The organism is uncultured Shewanella sp. (genome assembly GCF_947495455.1).
GTDB lineage: Bacteria > Pseudomonadota > Gammaproteobacteria > Enterobacterales > Shewanellaceae > Shewanella.
In genome coordinates this window covers 23586-43024 of record NZ_CANLZC010000043.1, presented here as the reverse complement: position 1 = coordinate 43024, position 19439 = coordinate 23586, and the positions used below count along the sequence as shown (strand labels likewise).

Below are 19439 nucleotides of genomic sequence, written 5' to 3'. Positions count from 1 at the left end.
CTAGAGATAGGACTCGGATTTTGACGCATTTAAACGATCAGTCAACCGATCAATAAATCGTTAAATGATCGGCATTACTTCACTGAGCGCTTTTTAAACCTATAACACAATATTAAACCATACAGTCTATCATATTAGGCTTTTTTAAAGAGCAATGATCCATTGGTTCCACCAAACCCAAATGAATTACAAAGCGCATAGTCAAATTGATGATCTCTTGCTGTATGGGGCACGAAATCTAAATCACAACCTTCATCGGGATTATCTAAGTTGATCGTAGGTGGAATAATTTGATCTTTTAACGCAAGCAAAGTCACGATTGCTTCAACCGCACCAGCCGCTCCCAATAAATGGCCTGTCATTGACTTTGTTGAGCTCACCATTAAGTCATAGGCGTGCTCACCAAAGGTTGACTTCACTGCTGCAGCTTCAGCTTTATCACCTGCAGGCGTGGATGTACCATGGGCATTAATATAACCAATCAATTCTCGATTAATTTTTGCATCATTCATAGCATTAACCATGGCCGCAGCAGCGCCTTCACCATCACTTGGCGGAGAGGTCATGTGAAACGCATCGCCGCTCATCCCAAAGCCAACCAGCTCGCCATAAATGGTTGCTCCTCTAGCCTTAGCATGCTCATACTCTTCCATGACCATGACACCGGCACCGTCACCAATAACAAAGCCATCTCTGTCTCTGTCCCAAGGACGACTCGCCGCTTGAGGATCATCATTACGAGTTGATAATGCCTTCGCTGCACCAAATCCGCCCACACCTAATGGACAAGTCACATCTTCAGCCCCGCCAGCCACCATCACATCTGCATCACCATAGGCAATAGTACGCGCAGCAAACCCGATATTATGGACGCCGGTTGTACAAGCCGTTGTTACTGCAAAGTTTGGTCCTTTCATGCCATATTTAATCGACAAGTGCCCAGCGATCATATTGATAATCGTGCTAGGGACAAAAAACGGGGAAATTTTTCTCGGCCCACTTTTAGATAACGCCGCAAAATTTTGCTCGATAAGTGGCATTCCCCCCATACCAGCACCAATGGCAGTGCCCACACGGCTAGGATCCAGTGTTTCCATTTCAAGGCCAGCATCAGTAACAGCTTGTATACTCGCAGCCATACCATATTGGATAAATAAATCCATCTTACGCGCATCTTTACGCGATAAGTATTGCTCAACATCAAAATCTTTTATTGAACCACTAAAGCGAGTCGAATATTCGCTCGCATCAAATTTAGTAATAGGCGCAATACCACTTTTACCTGAAATTAATGCTTTCCAGGAAGAATCTACAGTATTACCTACAGGGCTAACTAAGCCTAAGCCTGTTATGACTACACGACGTTTAGACACCTTGTCACCTTCATCATTTGGTTGGAAAATAACAATAGTATAACGAGTACATACTATTAATCTACATTGCCTAGAATGGCGGAAGCATTAAGAAATGGAAATGAGAATAAAATTTGACTTGATGACCCATCACCATCATAGACAGAAACAAAAACAGGCGGCAATAATGCCGCCTGTTTTCTCAGAATTCTAATTACTGATTCTTAGAAACATAATCGATCGCTGCTTGAACAGTAGTGATCTTTTCAGCTTCCTCATCAGGGATCTCGGTATCAAACTCTTCTTCTAGCGCCATAACCAACTCAACAGTGTCTAGAGAATCTGCGCCTAAATCGTCAACGAAAGATGCTGCTGATTTAACTTCTTCTTCTTTAACGCCTAGTTGCTCAATGATGATTTTCTTTACACGTTCTTCGATGTTGCTCATTAGTTTTCTTTCCTATTCAAATTACGCTCGTGCGTAAGATTATGAGTATTTTATTGAAATTCGCTGACAATGCAAGCTTAACTTGTGTGGTCTAACCACAAATTTAGCCTAAAATGGATATAAAATACCACCAAAATTTTCAATAATTGTCTACTCGGTGTTTTTATACCATGTACATGCCGCCATTGACATGGAGTGTTTCACCCGTGATATAGGCTGCCGAATCTGACGCTAAAAAGAGAACAGCATCAGCAATTTCCTGTGGCTTTCCTAATCTTTCCATTGGCACTTGTGACATAATAGCTTCTTGTTGCGTTTCCGTCAGCTCGTCTGTCATATCAGTCTGAATAAATCCAGGTGCAATAGCATTCACTGTTATTTGACGAGATGCAACCTCTCTTGCGAGTGATTTAGTAAATCCAATCAATCCAGCTTTCGCCGCTGAATAATTGGTTTGCCCAGCATTTCCCATTGTACCAACAACAGAACCAATATTGATAATACGACCCGCACGTTTTTTCATCATTGGGCGCATAACTGCTTTAGATGTTCTAAATAAAGACGTTAAGTTAGTATCAACAATATCTTGCCACTCATCATCCTTCATTCTCATTAACAAATTATCACGAGTAATTCCCGCATTATTAACAAGAATATTAACTTCACCGACTTTGTCTTTGATAGTAGCAAAAAGTTCCGTTACAGACTGTGCATCCGTCACATTTAACACTAAACCATGGCCTTTATCGCCCAAGTAAGCTTGGATTGCTTCAGCGCCACGCTCACTGGTTGCAGTACCAATCACGACAGCGCCTGCCGAAACCAACGTTTCTGCCACTGCACGTCCAATACCACGGCTTGCACCCGTTACTAATGCAACTTGCCCTGATAAATCACAATGAATACTCATTTAAATTCCTTATTCAGTCAATGCTGAGAAAGAAGCGACATCATTTATCGCTTGTGCTGAAATAGAACGATCAATACGTTTTGTTAATCCCGTTAAAACCTTTCCAGGTCCAATTTCAAACAAACGATCAATGCCATCTTGTGCAAAATGCTCAACGGTTTCAGTCCAACGAACAGGGCAATAAAGCTGACGCACTAAGGCATCTTTTATTGCTTCACCACTCTGAGAGACCGCAACATCCACATTATTAATCACCTTAATAGACGGTGTTTTAAACTCAATATCTGCAAGCGCTTCGGCTAATTTGTCTGCCGCAGGCTTCATTAATGCGCAATGTGAGGGTACGCTCACGGCAAGTGGCATGGCTTTTTTAGCGCCTTTTTCTTTGCATAAAACCGCAGCGCGATCGACCGCTTCTTTTTCACCCGCAATGACAACTTGCCCAGGACTATTAAAATTCACAGGACTGACAATCGCACCTTGTGATGCTTCATCACAAGCCTCAGCTATACTGTCGTTATCTAAACCGATAATGGCATACATGGCACCAGAACCTGCTGGCACAGCTTCTAACATTAACTTGCCTCTAAGCTGAACCAGCTTCACTGCATCGACAAAATCTATCACGCCAGCGCAGACTAACGCCGAATACTCACCTAAACTGTGACCCGCTAGTATTGAAGGTAATGCCGCTTGAGTTTGTGTATAAGCACGCCAAATCGCCACACTAGCCGTTAATAATGCTGGTTGTGTTTTATCCGTCTCGTTCAATGTATCGCTTGGACCTTCTTGCACCAGTGCCCACAAATCGTAACCTAATACATCACTTGCTTCGCTAAAGGTCTGTTCAATAATCTGATGCTCTGTTGCCAGCTCGGCTAACATTCCCACAGATTGAGAGCCTTGGCCAGGAAACACAAAAGCCGTCTTTTCCATTATCTCTTCCTATTATTCATTTCTAGTTAAAAGCGGATCAACGCACTACCCCAAGCAAATCCACCGCCAAATGCCTCAAGTAATAACATTTGACCACGTTGAATACGCCCGTCACGTACTGCCTCATCTAATGCAATAGGCACAGAAGCTGCTGAAGTATTACCATGTTTGGCTAAGGTTAATACGACTTTATCCAGACTCATGTCTAATTTTTTTGCTGTCGCCTTGATGATACGAAAATTGGCTTGATGAGGCACAAGCCAATCAATATCTGACTTTTCAATATTATTTTGTTTCAACGTTTCAATAACCACATGTGACAATTTCGTCACTGCAACTTTAAAAACATCATTGCCTTTCATTTGCATGTAGTCACTCACATCATCGACAGATTGCCCACGAGTTGGAATAGCAGACTTCAACAAATCCCCTTGGCGCCCATCAGCATAAATACTGGTCGATAAAATACCTGGCGTATTCGATGCGCCCACAACAACAGCACCTGCACCATCACCAAAAAGAATAATAGTAGAACGATCATCTGGGTCACACAAGCGCGATAATACATCAGCACCAATCACTAATACTTTTTTTGCCGCCCCTGATTTCACATACTGATCTGCCACTGAAAGGGCATAAACAAAGCCTGAGCATGCTGCTGCAATGTCGAAAGCAGGAATAGTATGTAAACCGAGTTTTGCTTGGATCTCACAAGCAGCAGCAGGAAAAGCATGGGTTGCACTGGTTGTACCACAAACTATCATGTCTAACTCGCTGGCTTCTATGCCAGCCATTTCAATGGCTTTTAATGCCGCTTGATAACCCATAGTCGTTACTGATTCATCGACTGCGGCAATTCTTCTTTCAGAAATACCAGTACGTTCAACAATCCATTGATCTGAAGTTTCAACCATATTTTCAAGATCTTGATTGCTTCGTACTTGTACGGGTAAATAACTACCAGTACCGAGAATTTTTGTATGCATAAGGATTTTTTCAGCTTTTAGTGTCTAAAAGGATCGACTCGAGACGTTGTTTTATCATCTGAGGGAGTCGGCGTTGCGCTTCTGTCACGGCTACATTAATGGCTCTGAGGTAAGCTGCTTCGTCTGCATTTCCATGACTTTTTATTACAATTGCGCGCAATCCTAACAGAGTTGCCCCATTATAGTGGTCGGGGTTCATTTGATTTAACACAGAACGAATACGTGGTGCGATAAGTTTGGCGAGAAATCGAACAAAAAAACCCTGAGTTAATCCTTTCTTAAGCTGCTGAACCAGTAAACGTGCAATGCCTTCAGATGTTTTAAGGGTAATATTTCCCACAAAACCATCACAAACAATCACATCCACGTCACCAGAATATAAATCATTACCTTCTATAAACCCTACATAATTAATGTGTGGTATTTTTTGAAGCAACTGGGCGGCAGTTTGCACTTGCTCATTACCTTTTAATTCTTCAACCCCAACATTCAACAATGCCACTTTAGGCGAAGATGTATCATCAACCACTTCGCTCAGTACCGACCCCATCACTGCGAACTGCACTAACGCGTGTGCATCGCAGGCAACATTTGCCCCTAAATCCAGTAAGTAAACAGGTGTTTTATTGACTGCTGGCAAGCAACTGACCAATGCTGGCCTGTGAATACCCGGTAAGGTTTTTAGCAATACTTTCGACATCGCCATTAATGCCCCCGTATTACCAGCACTGACACATGCTTGGGCGGTTCCTTCCTGCACGGCTTCCAGAGCTAATCGCATCGAGCTTTGCTTGCGATGTCTTAAGGCAAAAACAGGTTGATCGGACATAGCAACGGTTTCTGTTGTATGGCGAACAGTAATACGATTACCAACAGCAGGGGATACATGATGTAATAAAGGGGTAATTTGCGTTTCATCGCCCACCAAAATGATATTTAACTGGGGATGAAGACGAAGTGCCTGCAAAGTAGCAGGCACTGTAATAGAAGGCCCAAAATCACCTCCCATTGCATCTAACGCAAGCGTCAGACTCGTCATAAAGTTATCAACTAATTACTTATTGATAACCTTTTGACCACGGTAAAAACCATCTGCAGTCACATTGTGACGACGATGAAGTTCACCGCTAGTCGCGTCAACTGATAATTGAGCTGTGCTCAAAGAATCATGTGAACGACGCATTCCACGCTTTGAACGTGACTTTTTATTCTGTTGTACAGCCATTGGCCCTGTCTCCTAGATTACTTGCTCTTCAGTTTTTCTAACACTGCAAACGGATTTGGACGCTCCTGTTGAGCGGGTTCTATCTCGCCTACCACAATATCTTTACCACCAAGATGACAGTTTTCGTCATCATGCATTGCAATGAGGGGCATAGATATTATCAATTCATCTTCTATCAATTGATGCAGACGAACTTCGCCAATTTCATTGCACTCAATAGGCTCATACGCATCCGGGAGCTCATCGATTTCAGTTTTGCTCTTACAAAGGCCAAAACTAAATTCGACCGTAACCTCTGTAGTAAAAAGTGTCATGCAACGTTGACAATGCAGAGTGAGCTCCGTCACAGCCTTCCCTTTTAGGTAGACTATCCCCTGTATATCTTCACCACATTCAATCGACACTGCTACATCGGAACAGTCGCCGGCACATAATTCATTTAATCGCTTTAACTGCTTACCAGAAACAATGCCTTCATAAGAAAGCCCGCTTGTGGCAGCGCGAACGGGATCAATTGAAACCGGTATCTTTACTGTTTGCATAAGGCGCGCATATTATAGTTTGAAATCCATAGAGTCAAAAGAAAAATCACACTTGCTCATAAATTAAGCTCGTTTTATTTTTGTTCTCACTCTAAGATTAAAATTGACTGATCTCAAATTTTACCCAAGACTCCCCGTTTACTCAAGTCATTACGCTTAAAATAACCACGGTTAGTGCTTTTTTCGCAAAATTTAGGTTCAAGTTCAACCTTTTTAAGGTATGTCATTCACTTTTTTCGGCGAGAAGATAATTTTTAAACACCCCAATGACAATAAAAAACATCCATCAATAGCATTCTTTTACTGAATAACTTGCAGTGCAATTGATATTTTAGGGACAATAGGATTCAATCATCATCCACTGACTGAGCCTTAACATGAATCCAGCTATCATTCTCGCCTCCACATCCCCATACAGGCAAGCTTTACTCAATAAGCTCAACATCCCTTTTACCCCCTATGATCCCAATATTGATGAAAGCCCATTTGACCACGAACTCCCAGAGCAACTTGTTCAACGATTGGCCGAGCAAAAAGCACGCAGTGCAAAACACACCTTCGATGACGGCATTGTGATAGGATCCGATCAAGTTGCGGTGATCAATGGCCGAATAGTCGGAAAGCCTCTGAGCATTGATAATGCAATACAGCAGCTCAAACAAGCATCAGGACAATCCATCACCTTTTACACTGGACTTGCCGTTTATAATATTAAGACACAAAGGATGGATTCGCTCGTTGAGCCTTTCATTGTGCACTTTCGCACCCTCAGCCAGCAACAAATAGAACACTATATCCATCAAGAACAACCCCTTCATTGTGCGGGAAGCTTTAAAAGTGAAGGATTAGGTATTGCTCTCTTTAAGCGTTTGGAAGGAAAAGATCCAAATACCCTTATCGGGTTACCCTTGATAAGTCTAATTGATTTATTGGCCAAGCAAGGTATTGACTGCTTATAAAAAAGTAATCAATACAGGGTCCTGTAAAAAAGCTTACCGATCACACAAAGGATCACACTCGGTAAGCTCAATAGCCAAAGGCTACACTTTGTTAAGCTGTTTCAATGTGCTTTCTAATACATCATCGAGTGGCGCTTTCATTTGCATCACCTCTTCAGTATCGGGATGAATGAACTTAAGTTGCGCCGCATGCAAAAATAAACGATTGAGCCCTTGCGCTCGCATTGCATCGTCAAATTTTTGTTCACTGTATTTATCATCGCAAGCAATAGGATGCCCTGTATATTGACAATGCACTCGAATTTGATGGGTCCGCCCAGTAACAGGACTGGCTTGAACAAGCGTACATTCACTGTATCGCTGCATGATTTTAAATCGTGTTTCGGATGCTTTACCTTCTTTATTAACCCTCACAATGCGCTCACCGGACTTTAAGGTCAATTTTAACAGCGGCGCTTTAACCACTTTATCATGAGCCTGCCAAGCACCACGCACTAAGGCCAGATAATCTTTCTGCATCTTTTTAAAACGTAATTGATCATGCAAGTGCTTTAATGCACTCCGTTTTTTAGCAATTAATAACAGGCCAGATGTATCTTTATCCAATCGATGCACTAGTTCTAAAAACTTTTGTTGGGGACGCAAGGAACGCATGGCTTCAATAACACCAAAATCAACACCACTACCACCATGAACAGCAATGCCTGCCGGTTTATTCATCACGATAAGGAATTTATCTTCATAAACGATACGAGATTCAAGCTGAGAAACCTTAGTCAACTTCGCACTTGGTCCAGGACGAGCATCGGTTTTAGACACCCTCACAGGTGGTACTCTGACAATATCCCCATCTTGCAATTTATATTCAGGCTTAATACGCTTTTTATTAACTCGCACTTCCCCTTTACGCACGATTCGATAAATCATACTTTTAGGCACGCCCTTTAATTGAGTTAATAAAAAGTTATCAATTCTTTGCCCGGCGTAATCTTCGTCGATCGTTATTAACTTCACCGTTACTTTTTGTGCTAAATTAGAGTCTGAAATAGGAGTTGAATTAGTCATGATACGCCATAGTGTCTATCTATGGCGCATATTGTACAACATACACAAAAGAATTGTGCCTTTACATTTGATGAATTTCTTCATTATTGCTATATTTACCGCACAAATATGGAAGAAAGTTTGATAAAAACTTATCCTTTCCTCTGTATTGCTAGCCTAGATAAAGAGCCTAAAATTATTTTTATACTTGTAGCAAATTATTGATTTGCAAGTCGTTGTATCAATCAAAAGCCATTAAAGTGTGCTTTCACGACTAAACGGGGTAAGAATCCACTTCTTAATATGTGGTTTTTCTTTATTCTAGCTCCAAATTCGAACATTAATTTTAAACTTGTTATTAAGCGCAAGTACGTCGATTTGGCATTACTGGACAGATATTGAAGAATTTATGGGGTTGGTTGACGTTTTACAACGAATTCCTTGTTTTTGTAACCATTAAAAATAAGCCATAAATAGGATGCGACACGCAGTGAATGCGTCTAACAGGTATGCGCACCTTTGCCTAGCACCTTGCCGTGAGGCACGAATAACATAAACTAGGCCCGTAATGCAGAGTATGTACTCGCGTTTCATGACCCTTATTAAAGAAGAATTACGTTATCATGAAACGGATGTTAATTAATGCAACTCAATCAGAAGAGTTGCGCGTCGCCCTCGTTGATGGGCAACAACTTTATGATCTTGATATTGAAAGCCCTGGCCACGAACAGAAAAAAGCCAATATATACAAAGGCACCATCACGCGAGTCGAACCTTCATTAGAGGCGGCATTTGTTGACTATGGTGCAGAACGTCATGGATTCCTTCCCCTTAAAGAAATTGCGCGAGAATATTTTCCTAAAGGCTACTCCTTTCAAGGCCGCCCCAACATAAAAGAAGTGGTGAAAGAAGGCCAAGAAGTCATCATTCAAATTGATAAGGAAGAGCGAGGCAATAAAGGCGCAGCACTGACCACCTTTATCAGTTTAGCAGGTTCTTACTTAGTCTTAATGCCTAACAATCCTCGAGCAGGTGGCATTTCTCGTCGAATTGAAGGCGATGAGCGAACAGAACTCAAAGCCGCACTGGCTGAGCTGGATGTGCCTCAAGGCATGGGGTTAATCGTACGTACTGCAGGGGTAGGCAAAGACCCATCAGAATTGAAATGGGATCTCAAAGTCCTCCTCGATTTTTGGGGGGCCATCAAAGATGAAGCCGAAAATGCCAAAGCACCAGTATTAATCCACCAAGAAAGCAATGTCATTGTTCGTGCCATTCGCGATTATTTACGTCGTGATGTGGGTGAAATCCTCATCGATCACCCTCGTATTTTCGAGCAAGCCAAAGAGCATGTCGCCCTTGTTCGTCCAGATTTTGTTGAACGTATTAAACGTTATGAAGCTGAAGTGCCTCTATTCACTCATTTTCAAATTGAAACGCAAATAGAATCAGCTTTTCAACGAGAAGTCAGACTGCCCTCTGGTGGTTCAATTGTCATCGACCCAACCGAAGCGTTAACATCCATTGATATTAACTCCGCTCGTGCAACAAAAGGCGGTGATATTGAAGAAACGGCACTGAATACGAATTTAGAAGCTGCTGATGAAGTCGCACGCCAATTGCGTTTACGTGATTTAGGTGGATTAGTGGTCATCGATTTTATCGATATGACCCCTGTTCGCCATCAACGTGAAGTTGAAAAACGCATGCAAGATGCCGTGCATCATGACAGAGCCAGAGTACAATTGGGCCGCATTTCACGTTTTGGCTTAATGGAAATGTCACGTCAAAGACTGCGTCCTTCTCTTGAAGAGTCTGCTGCACACCTATGCCCACGTTGTCACGGTCAAGGTACCATTCGAGGCACTGAATCATTGGCTTTATCCATTCTGCGATTAATGGAAGAAGAAGCGATTAAAGAAAATACTTCACAAATCGAAGCCGTCGTTCCTGTTGATGTCGCAGCTTTCTTATTAAATGAAAAAAGAAAAGCCATTCGTATTACTGAACAACGTCATAATGTCGAAGTGTATGTGATCCCCGATCCTAACATGACCACACCAGATTACCGTGTGTCACGTCACCGCAAAGACGATCAAATCAGTGAATCAAGCTATAAATTGCTTGAAAAACCTGAAGCAAAACTGTACGAGCCGCGTAAACTTGAACGAGCAGCCCCACAAGAGCCTGCTTTAAAAGGTTTTTCTTCTCAAAAGAAGACGAATAACACCACTCAAAAAACGAACGCTAAAGCGACGAAAAAAGCCAGCCAACCAGGGCTTATTTCCCGTATGTTATCGGCATTAAGTGGATTATTCAGCAGTGACACCCCCAAAGAGAGCCAAACTGACAAGAATAAAAAACGTCAAAATCAGAATAAAACGCAGCGTAATAATCAAAATAGAAACAGTCGTCGTAATGACAATCGCCGCACTGAAAATAAAGACAAAACAAGCAACCGTCAAAATGATAGCCGAAATAACAAAGATAAAAATGAACTCAACAAGACGGCCCGTAACAACAATAAAACACGTAAACAGCGTAGTGAAGACACAAACAGCACAACCGAAACAAGCGTAATACAACAGCCAAAACAAGAAGTCGCTAGAGAACGCCGACAGCGTCGTAATATGCGCCGTAAAGTGCGTGTCAGTAATGAACAGCAAAACAATAATGAGGCGATAAAAGCAGAAGCACAAGTTGCACCTGTAACCAATACTGCTCAAGAGGATAAAAACACTAAACCTAAGCGTCAAACACGCAAAGCCAAACCTAAAACTCAAGCTCAAGCTCAAGCTCAAGCTCAAGAAAATGTTGCCACCGACAATCAAGCGGTCAATACTCCTGTGGCAATTGAAAAACCAATAAACAAAACGGCTAAACAAAATAATGCGCCAGTAAATAATGCGCCTGTTAAGCAACAAACGGCTCAAGAAACATCGCAAAATAAACGCAAAGTGGCAATAGCATCAGATAAGGCATCGCTAGCGGTGAACTCCACTACAAGCGAAGCACAAACTGAAACTGCGTTATCCATTGACACGAGTATCGCCCCAGAACAGGTCACTTCTGAAGCTCCTGTAATCATTGATGCCAATGCACCTACGGCTAAAGATGCTCAAGGAACGAAGGAAACTAAAGAAGGTCAACGCAGAAGTCGTCGCAGCCCGCGTCACTTAAGAGCAGCTGGACAACGCCGTCGTCGCGATGAAAGTACGTCGCAAACAGAACCCACTCATCAATCCCACGATGAGGCACCTGTGACGCATTTCATTGAATCTAATGAGAGTCAATCAGAGTCTGCCGCTTCTGGCATTGCCAGTTCAGGTGCTTTCTCTCCGCAAGTCCAGTACCCTACTCAGCGCCCTGAAGGTACCATGAACAAGAGCCTTACTGATGAAGCTTCTCGTTCACTTTCAGAAGAAAACGTGTCTGATGAGAAAGCAATCTCTGGTCATTCAACAGACACCTTCGCTTCCTCTGAAAACAATATTGACACCTTAGCGATGAATAGCGATAACGGAACAATATCCACAGAAGTTGAAAATAAACAGAGTGAAAAGGAAGAAAAAGCAGTCAAGCCTTCTCAACAACGCAGAGTCACTAGTGCCAGTACCAGTGCAGCTGTTGCTACGTCTCCGAGTGTTCGATCGCCCGAAGTCGCTAAAGCGCCTGAAGGAAGATCTCTTGATACAAGTACATCGGAGCCAACAACAAGCCAACAAGCTGCCTCTGATGAAAAAACAACAAAACCAAGGAAAGTCACACGCACTGCGAAAGTAACCAGCCATTCCGCTCCGGTTTCACCCGCAAAGCTGATGTCAACAGCTGCTGCCCACAGTCCCTCTGTAAAAGCAGCACAAAAGACACCATCATCTGAGGCCATCATCCCTGAGAGTCAGCCAGATCTGATCCTTGATGACAAAAAAACAACCCTACACGATGCCGTGTTAACTGAGCCGAATACGACTCCAGTCAAGCAGATTGAAGCAAACACTCATGTCACCACACAAAGTGAAGACAAGGTCACTAAGCTTGATAACCTAGAAACGGAGCAAGAGATTGCCAATACCGAAAACCTTGAGGCGCAAAATGCAGTCTATGCTCAATCAGTCTTGGCGCCATCAACAGCTGAGCCATCAACACCTGAAGTAGAGAGCAATCAAGATAAAACTGATTCTCCTATAGCTAACACAGTTGATAATAATTCAGCAGCCCCAGTGAAGCCTAAAACAGTCTCACATCAAGCAGAATCGCCGATGACAAAGCCCGCCACTCCAATGGCTACAGAAGTTAATCTCACTGACAATGTCATTATGGCTGAAAAGAAGGTGACTATCCATGCTGAGCACACTGATAATCAGGCCCAAATCAAGCCAGAACCATCGACTGTCACCCATAGTCGCTTTGGTACTATGATCTCATCTGATACGACTAAACCTGTCGTTGACAACAGAGAAGAAGTTGCCACGCCTGAAGGGAAGCAATATAAACCTTCAGCAACAAACTCTGTCGCTCCACAAGCTAAAACAGCGAACAGTGTCACTGCAGATATTGCTAAACCTTAATCAGCAAATACGCTAAGTCAAAAAGCCATGCAAACTTGCATGGCTTTTTCATATCCTTATTGCCGATTATTTGTTAGTATGCGCGGCCAAAATAATTCAACCAATAAATTTACAACAGAGGTTAAATGTTCGAACTTATTCGTCACAAAACGACCAGCCATAAAGCAGATATTCTATCAGGATTAACCGTTGCCCTTGCTTTGGTGCCTGAAGCTGTTGCTTTTGCATTTGTTGCTGGCGTAGAACCTATGGTCGGTTTATATGCCGCCTTCATTATGGGACTGATCACCGCACTTATTGGTGGACGACCTGGTATGATCTCAGGCGCAACAGGTGCCATGGCTGTTGTCATGGTGGCATTAGTTGCCGAACACGGTATCCAATATTTGTTTGCTGCCGTCGTATTAGCAGGCTTAATACAAGTTAGCGCAGGACTGTTTAAATTAGGTAAATTCATTCGCATCGTTCCCTATCCCGTTATGATGGGGTTCGTCAATGGATTAGCTATTGTCATTTTTCTTGCACAACTGGGACAATTTAAAGTACCCGATGCAAATGGTGTCTTAACTTGGCTTCCCCAAAGTCAACTGATCACCATGTTAGCGCTTGTGGCACTGACCATGTTGATTATTCATTTTCTCCCTAAATTAACCACGGCGATCCCTTCATCATTAGCCGCGATATTAACAGTGACACTCATTGTTGTTTTCATGGATTTAGATACTCGTAATGTGTTGGACTTTCTGCGTTCCATGAGCGGAGACATGAATGCGACTATTGCAGGTAACCTCCCTAGCTTCTCCGTTCCTTCTGTGCCTTTTAATATCGATACCTTATCGATTATTTTGCCTTACTCCATTATTCTTGCAGCTGTTGGCTTAATTGAATCATTGCTTACAATGACTGTGATTGATGAGATGACAGGCACTCGCGGACAAGGTAACAAAGAGTGTATGGGACAGGGCGTTGCTAATATCACCAGTGGCTTTTTTGGAGCCATGGGGGGATGCGCCATGATAGGTCAATCCATGATCAATATTAATTCTGGTGGCCGTGGCCGTTTATCTGGGATCACCGCAGCGTTAGCGCTTTTAGCCTTCATTTTATTCGGCTCAGCTTTTATTGAAATGATCCCACTTGCTGCACTGGTTGGCGTGATGTTCATGGTGGTATTAGGCACATTTGAATGGGCAAGTTTTAAAACCATGCGTAAAGTACCTAAGCATGATGCTTTTGTCATAGCCCTAGTGACAATTGTGACTGTCTTTACGGATTTAGCCGTCGCCGTTTTTGTCGGAGTCATTGTGTCTGCACTCGTGTTTGCATGGGAACATGCTAAACATATCAGCATTAACATTCGTGAAGATCAAAATGGCTGGAAAGTTTATCAACTCAATGGTCCTCTCTTTTTTGGTTCTACGGCTGGATTTTTAGAATTGTTTGATGCTCAATCCGATCCTGAAGACGTGATTGTTGATTTTCAACAGTCAAGAGTGTGCGATCATTCAGCCCTCGACGCCATTGATACCTTAGCCGAACGTTATGGTAATGCGGGTAAACGCTTACACTTACGTCATTTAAGCAACGACTGTAAAAAGTTATTGCATAAGGCTGGCGATTTAGTAGAAGTTAATTCCATTGAAGATCCCAACTACAAAGTCGCGGTCGATAAAGTCAAAGCATAAAAAAGCACAAGAATAGCGAGTCCTTGACTCGCTATTCTTTTACCATAAAAGTCATATTGATTAAGTCTTTAAATACTCTGGAAACGCTTTCTGTATCTTCTCTAATTTTGGTTTGATCACTATTGCACAGTAGGGTTCTTCGCCATGCTTGGCAAAATACGCATTATGATAATCTTCTGCTGGATAAAAATCCGTCGCTGGTTCAACCTGAGTCACAATGGGATCAGGCCATATACCTTGCTCGTTTAACGCTTCAATCGCATCTAGTGCAGCTGTTTCTTGCTCATCAGTATGGGTAAAAATAACCGAGCGATATTGCCTGCCTATATCATTACCTTGACGATTTAATGTGGTCGGATTATGACTGTGAAAAAAAACAGTTAATAACTCATTAAAACTAATGCTCAAACTATCAAAAGTAATTTCTAAGACTTCAACATGCTCAGTTTCACCTGAGCATACTCTTGAATAAGTAGCATCTTTGTCCTCACCACCACAATAACCCGATTGTACCGATAACACACCATTAATCGATGAAAAAATGGCTTCCACACACCAAAAACACCCGCCGCCAAATGTGGCAACCTCAAGTTTCGCACCATTGTTCGTTCTTGTTTGATCCTTCATTTAATCAGCACCTTTAAAAGTCATTGAGATAGAATTAACGCAATGACGCGTATTTTTATCAGTCAAGCCTTCTCCCTCAAACACATGTCCTAAATGTCCACCACAATGTTGACAGACAATCTCAGTACGCTGACCATCACTGTCGGGCACACGCTTTATTGCACCTGCAATTTCATCATCAAATGCAGGCCAACCACAATGAGCATTAAACTTATCTGTCGAACGAAATAAAGGTCTATCACATTTTTTACAATGATAAGTCCCTATCGCATCATGTAAATAATACTCTCCGCTAAAAGGGGCTTCAGTGCCTTTTTGCTCAATGACATTTTTTTCAGCATCGGTTAATTCTCTCATGCTTTTGATTTCTCCAATAAATCCTTCTTTCTCACAGACAAACGATACCCGCATAACACTAAAGAAACAGTCTCAGCATCATCAAAAAAAGACCTTTAATATCAATATATTCTTTCAACTTTTTTTGCAAAGAATAAAAGATCTTCCCATGATTAACAAGCGTACGCATATCAAGCACTATCCATCTAATAAGAAACAGCGTAAAATAGCCGAAGACCTTGCTTAAATTAAGGTTAATACTCAAATTAATTTAACATGGTTACATAGGTAAAGAATAAAATAATAAACTGTATAATAGAATAAGAACACGGCATTATGAAACTAGAAACGATAGACTACCGTGCGCCCAATAGCGCTGAGCAATTTGTAAAATCTTTACGAGAAACGGGGTTTGGTGTACTTTCTAACCATCCGATTAGTCAAGAGCTTGTTGAAACTATCTATAAAGAATGGCAAGCATTTTTCAATAGCGATGAAAAAAACGACTATTTATTTAAACCAGAAACACAAGACGGCTTTTTCCCTGCTAGCGTATCAGAAACCGCTAAAGGCCATAAAGTTAAAGACATTAAAGAATACTATCATGTCTATCCCAATGGACGGATCCCAGCGTCTTTACGAAAAAACATCACCACTTATTATGAACATGCGAATGCGCTAGCATCAGAATTACTTAAATGGGTTGAACAATACTCTCCAGACTTTGTCTCACAGAAGTATTCTATTGCGCTAGAAAAAATGATTGAAAACAGTCAGCAAACACTATTACGCATACTGCATTACCCCCCGATGTCTGGTGACGAAGAAGTCGGCGCTATTCGTGCAGCAGCCCATGAAGACATTAACCTATTGACCGTACTACCCGCAGCTAACGAACCAGGATTACAAGTTCAAACTAAAGACGGCAGCTGGCTCGATGTCCCCAGTGACTTTGGTAATATTATCATTAATATTGGTGATATGTTGCAAGAAGCCTCTGGTGGATATTTTCCTTCAACCACTCACAGAGTGGTTAACCCAGAAGGCAGTGACATGAGTAAATCTCGTATTTCTCTGCCCCTTTTCTTACACCCTAATCCTGATGTCGTTCTTTCTGAAAAATACACTGCCGATGAGTATTTAAAAGAGCGTTTACGGGAATTAGGCGTTATTTAATCAATCAACTGAATAAAAAGCGCCTTTAGGCGCTTTTTATTTGTGGTCAATCACGCTAACAAGGTAAAATCATTACATTCGTTTATTATCAGCAGGGTAACTCAACATGGCCATTCAGTGGTATCCAGGACACATGCACAAAGCACGTAAAGAAATCGAAGAGGTCATGCCTCAGGTCGATTTAGTCATCGAAGTGCTTGATGCTCGTATTCCTTATAGCAGTGAAAACCCCATGGTACAGATACTTAGAGGTGATCGCCCCTGTATCAAGTTACTCAATAAATCCGATTTAGCGGATCCTGAAACAACGCAGCTATGGATTGAATATCTAGAACAAGAACAAGGTGTCAAAGCCATGGCCATCAGCACCTTACAAGCAAGTCAAGTCAAAAAAATCCCTGAGCTTTGTCGTAAATTTGTGCCAAGCCGTAATAAAATTGAAAAAGACATACGTACTATGATCATGGGGATCCCCAATGTTGGTAAATCAACAATTATCAATACCCTAGCGGGAAGAACCATAGCGAAAACCGGTAACGAGCCTGCCGTCACCAAAACCCAACAACGCATCAACCTTAAAAATGGGATTGTATTGTCAGATACTCCAGGCATTTTATGGCCCAAAGTCGACAATGAGTCCAGCAGCTATCGCTTAGCTGTCACAGGTGCCATTAAAGATACCGCAATGGAATATGAAGATGTGGCAATGTTTGCCGCTGAATACTTTTTAAAAGCCTACCCTCAAGCCATTCACGAGCGTTACAAACTCAAAAGCTTACCTGAAACCGATATTGAATTACTGGAAGCCATTGGCCGTAAACGCGGCGCATTAAGACCTGGTGGGCATATTGATTTACATAAAGTGTCAGAATTGCTATTACATGAATTCCGCTCAGGAAAAATAGGCTTACTGTCTCTTGAAACACCAGAAATGGCTGAGATAGAAAAAGCAGAAGTGGCAAGAATACAAGCCGAAAAGGCGGAAAAAGAAGCATTAAAACGAGAGCAAGAGAAATTGAAGCGCTCAGGAAAACGCCATAATACCTAACCACTATCCTCTCTATTTTCTTTAAGCAGTAGAGCTTACTCTACTGCAACTCCAGCTACTTTACCTGTGACTCAGACTTAATAAAATCAAGCCATTGCTCTGCACTCTGCTCCAGTAGCCCAATCACAATTTCAAAACCATCACCAGGGCCATAATAAGGATCGGGCACATTTTTATCATCAAAAGGAGATAGTGCCATCATCAGATTCAATTTATGTTGATGTTTTTCAGGACAAATTGATTTTAAATCAATAAGATTATTTTCATCCGCTGCCAATATCAAGTCAAATTGCTCAAAATCTTGCTCCTTGACTTGTCTGGCAACCATATCCTCAAACTGGTAACCATGCCTGTTCCCCGCTATTACACTTCGATGATCAGGCTGTGAACCTTGGTGGTAGGCTAACGTGCCTGCTGAATCAATAAAAATATCCAATTCGTTCTGAATGCTTTTCGCCTTAAAAATGGCTTCAGCCGTCGGTGAACGGCAAATATTGCCCATACACACGAGTAAAATAGATTTAATCATTTTTATTCCTTGTCATGGATTTTTCCAGTCCCTTCTTGAATAAAGCTAGCAAAACGGGGGATCCCCTTATGAGTGAGACCTCGGTATTCATAACTGACTTGGGATCCTATTTTAGGTGGATGCATTCTTTGTGCATCATTAAAACCTGTTCCTAATTTGAACTCTTGCCCAGTGGGAAGCTGCAGAACTAACGCCCCCATCATACCTTTAAAACGCCCTTTTCCAGCCTGATACCCCACCACTTTAGCACTCCCAGTATAAAGGGGCTTGAGTTTAACTATTTGCGAACTCCTGCCCACTTTATATAGGGCTTCTTTATGATGCAACATTAACCCTTCACCGCCTTTAGCCAACACTTCATCTAATAATGTGTTCAGCTGAGCTTGAGAGTCCACACTGAACTGTGGAATGACCTTTAAATAGGGAGAACGTGCTGTCAGCGATGACAACATGCGAGCATAGCGCTCCTCAAAAGGAGCCTTGAAAGTGGGTAAGTCAAAAACCATAAATCGAACTGACTGCCATAATTGTGGATCGGCTTGACTCTGCTTGATCACACTGAGCATTTTATGAAAATTTCCCCGTCCTAACCACAATTCACCGTCTAACGGGTAGGAAGGAAAATCCTCGCTGAACCAAGCAGGGACTGAGATCCGCTTGCCAGTACGAGTATAAAAATCGACTCCCGTCCAGTAGCCTCTTATACCATCGAGTTTTTCACTGACAAGATAATCTGCAATTTCGATCGACCCTTTTAACTCTGTTGCCAATTGAATGGGTGGACGCCAAGCCGATTTATTAACCTCAAGCGCGCTGCTTTCATTGGCTGCAAGCGAAATGGTGTAAAACAGGGCTATCGACAGAAATAATACTTTAATCATCTTGTGTTCATTCCCTGATCATCAACCAATCTAATTAACAAGAATAGTACGGTCATCAAGATTAATCTTTGCTCTTTTTCGTCATATTGATTAAAGCTATTTTTAGCGGGTTCTTCAATAAGTATGAACCAAATTGGTATTCAACTGATTTTTATGCCCTACTCTCGCCACTTAACCCCTTAATGGC

Annotated in this window: 16 protein-coding genes and 1 pseudogene; 5 read left to right on the top strand and 12 right to left on the bottom strand. The window is 42.0% G+C overall.

The features are described from left to right. Nucleotides 1-134 precede the first annotated feature (134 nt). The 8 genes from fabF to yceD all read right to left on the bottom strand — a co-directional run bounded on the left by fabF (nt 135) and on the right by yceD (nt 6399). On the bottom strand, nt 135-1373 hold the full coding sequence (gene fabF, locus Q0791_RS12600) for a beta-ketoacyl-ACP synthase II (protein ID WP_299006776.1): 1239 nt from the start codon (nt 1371-1373) through the stop codon (nt 135-137). Between the two features lie 193 nt (nt 1374-1566). Then, on the bottom strand, nt 1567-1800 hold the full coding sequence (gene acpP, locus Q0791_RS12595; RefSeq protein WP_298769490.1) for an acyl carrier protein: 234 nt from the start codon (nt 1798-1800) through the stop codon (nt 1567-1569). A gap of 163 nt (nt 1801-1963) precedes the next feature. Continuing rightward, the gene (gene fabG / locus Q0791_RS12590) at nt 1964-2710 is read right to left on the bottom strand and encodes a 3-oxoacyl-ACP reductase FabG (RefSeq protein ID WP_299006774.1); all 747 of its coding nucleotides are present in this window, start codon (nt 2708-2710) and stop codon (nt 1964-1966) included. Nucleotides 2711-2719: 9 nt separating this feature from the next. Then, entirely contained in the window at nt 2720-3646 is a 927-nt protein-coding gene (fabD, locus tag Q0791_RS12585) for an ACP S-malonyltransferase (protein WP_299006772.1), read from the bottom strand. Between the two features lie 26 nt (nt 3647-3672). Beyond that, nucleotides 3673-4632, bottom strand: a complete 960-nt coding sequence (locus Q0791_RS12580) for a beta-ketoacyl-ACP synthase III (protein WP_299006770.1) — start codon at nt 4630-4632, stop codon at nt 3673-3675. Between the two features lie 10 nt (nt 4633-4642). Then, nucleotides 4643-5671, bottom strand: coding sequence for a phosphate acyltransferase PlsX (plsX, locus tag Q0791_RS12575; protein ID WP_299006768.1), 1029 nt, complete (start codon nt 5669-5671; stop codon nt 4643-4645). A 15-nt stretch (nt 5672-5686) separates the two neighbouring features. Then, nucleotides 5687-5857 carry a 50S ribosomal protein L32 gene (gene rpmF / locus Q0791_RS12570; protein ID WP_020913118.1) on the bottom strand — a complete coding sequence of 57 codons (171 nt, stop codon included), beginning with the start codon at nt 5855-5857 and terminating at the stop codon, nt 5687-5689. A gap of 17 nt (nt 5858-5874) precedes the next feature. Continuing rightward, on the bottom strand, nt 5875-6399 hold the full coding sequence (yceD, locus tag Q0791_RS12565; RefSeq protein ID WP_299006765.1) for a 23S rRNA accumulation protein YceD: 525 nt from the start codon (nt 6397-6399) through the stop codon (nt 5875-5877). Between the two features lie 377 nt (nt 6400-6776). Here yceD and Q0791_RS12560 point away from each other — a divergent pair, with 377 nt between their 5' ends. Next, a complete protein-coding gene (locus Q0791_RS12560; RefSeq protein WP_299006761.1) occupies nt 6777-7358 on the top strand; it encodes a nucleoside triphosphate pyrophosphatase in 582 nt (193 codons plus the stop codon). An 81-nt stretch (nt 7359-7439) separates the two neighbouring features. On the opposite strand, the gene rluC is transcribed toward Q0791_RS12560, so the two are convergent. Then, entirely contained in the window at nt 7440-8423 is a 984-nt protein-coding gene (rluC, locus tag Q0791_RS12555) for a 23S rRNA pseudouridine(955/2504/2580) synthase RluC (protein WP_299006759.1), read from the bottom strand. Nucleotides 8424-9025: 602 nt separating this feature from the next. Between rluC and rne the strand changes: the two genes are divergently transcribed. Then, nucleotides 9026-12970 (top strand): ribonuclease E, encoded by a 3945-nt coding sequence (gene rne / locus Q0791_RS12550; protein ID WP_299006756.1) that lies wholly within the window; start codon nt 9026-9028, stop codon nt 12968-12970. Between the two features lie 125 nt (nt 12971-13095). Continuing rightward, on the top strand, nt 13096-14655 hold the full coding sequence (locus Q0791_RS12545) for a SulP family inorganic anion transporter (RefSeq protein ID WP_299006753.1): 1560 nt from the start codon (nt 13096-13098) through the stop codon (nt 14653-14655). Between the two features lie 60 nt (nt 14656-14715). Here Q0791_RS12545 and Q0791_RS12540 read toward each other — a convergent pair. After that, a pseudogene (locus Q0791_RS12540) lies at nt 14716-15639 on the bottom strand (bifunctional methionine sulfoxide reductase B/A protein). Between the two features lie 315 nt (nt 15640-15954). Between Q0791_RS12540 and Q0791_RS12535 the strand changes: the two are divergent. Both Q0791_RS12535 and ylqF read left to right on the top strand, forming a co-directional pair. After that, a complete protein-coding gene (locus Q0791_RS12535) occupies nt 15955-16794 on the top strand; it encodes a 2OG-Fe(II) oxygenase family protein (protein WP_299006751.1) in 840 nt (279 codons plus the stop codon). A gap of 106 nt (nt 16795-16900) precedes the next feature. Further along, a complete protein-coding gene (gene ylqF / locus Q0791_RS12530) occupies nt 16901-17842 on the top strand; it encodes a ribosome biogenesis GTPase YlqF (RefSeq protein WP_299006749.1) in 942 nt (313 codons plus the stop codon). Between the two features lie 55 nt (nt 17843-17897). On the opposite strand, the gene Q0791_RS12525 is transcribed toward ylqF, so the two are convergent. Further along, nucleotides 17898-18371 (bottom strand): low molecular weight protein-tyrosine-phosphatase, encoded by a 474-nt coding sequence (locus tag Q0791_RS12525; RefSeq protein WP_299006748.1) that lies wholly within the window; start codon nt 18369-18371, stop codon nt 17898-17900. Between the two features lie 2 nt (nt 18372-18373). Then, nucleotides 18374-19252, bottom strand: a complete 879-nt coding sequence (locus Q0791_RS12520) for a DNA ligase (RefSeq protein WP_299006745.1) — start codon at nt 19250-19252, stop codon at nt 18374-18376. Nucleotides 19253-19439: the final 187 nt, after the last annotated feature.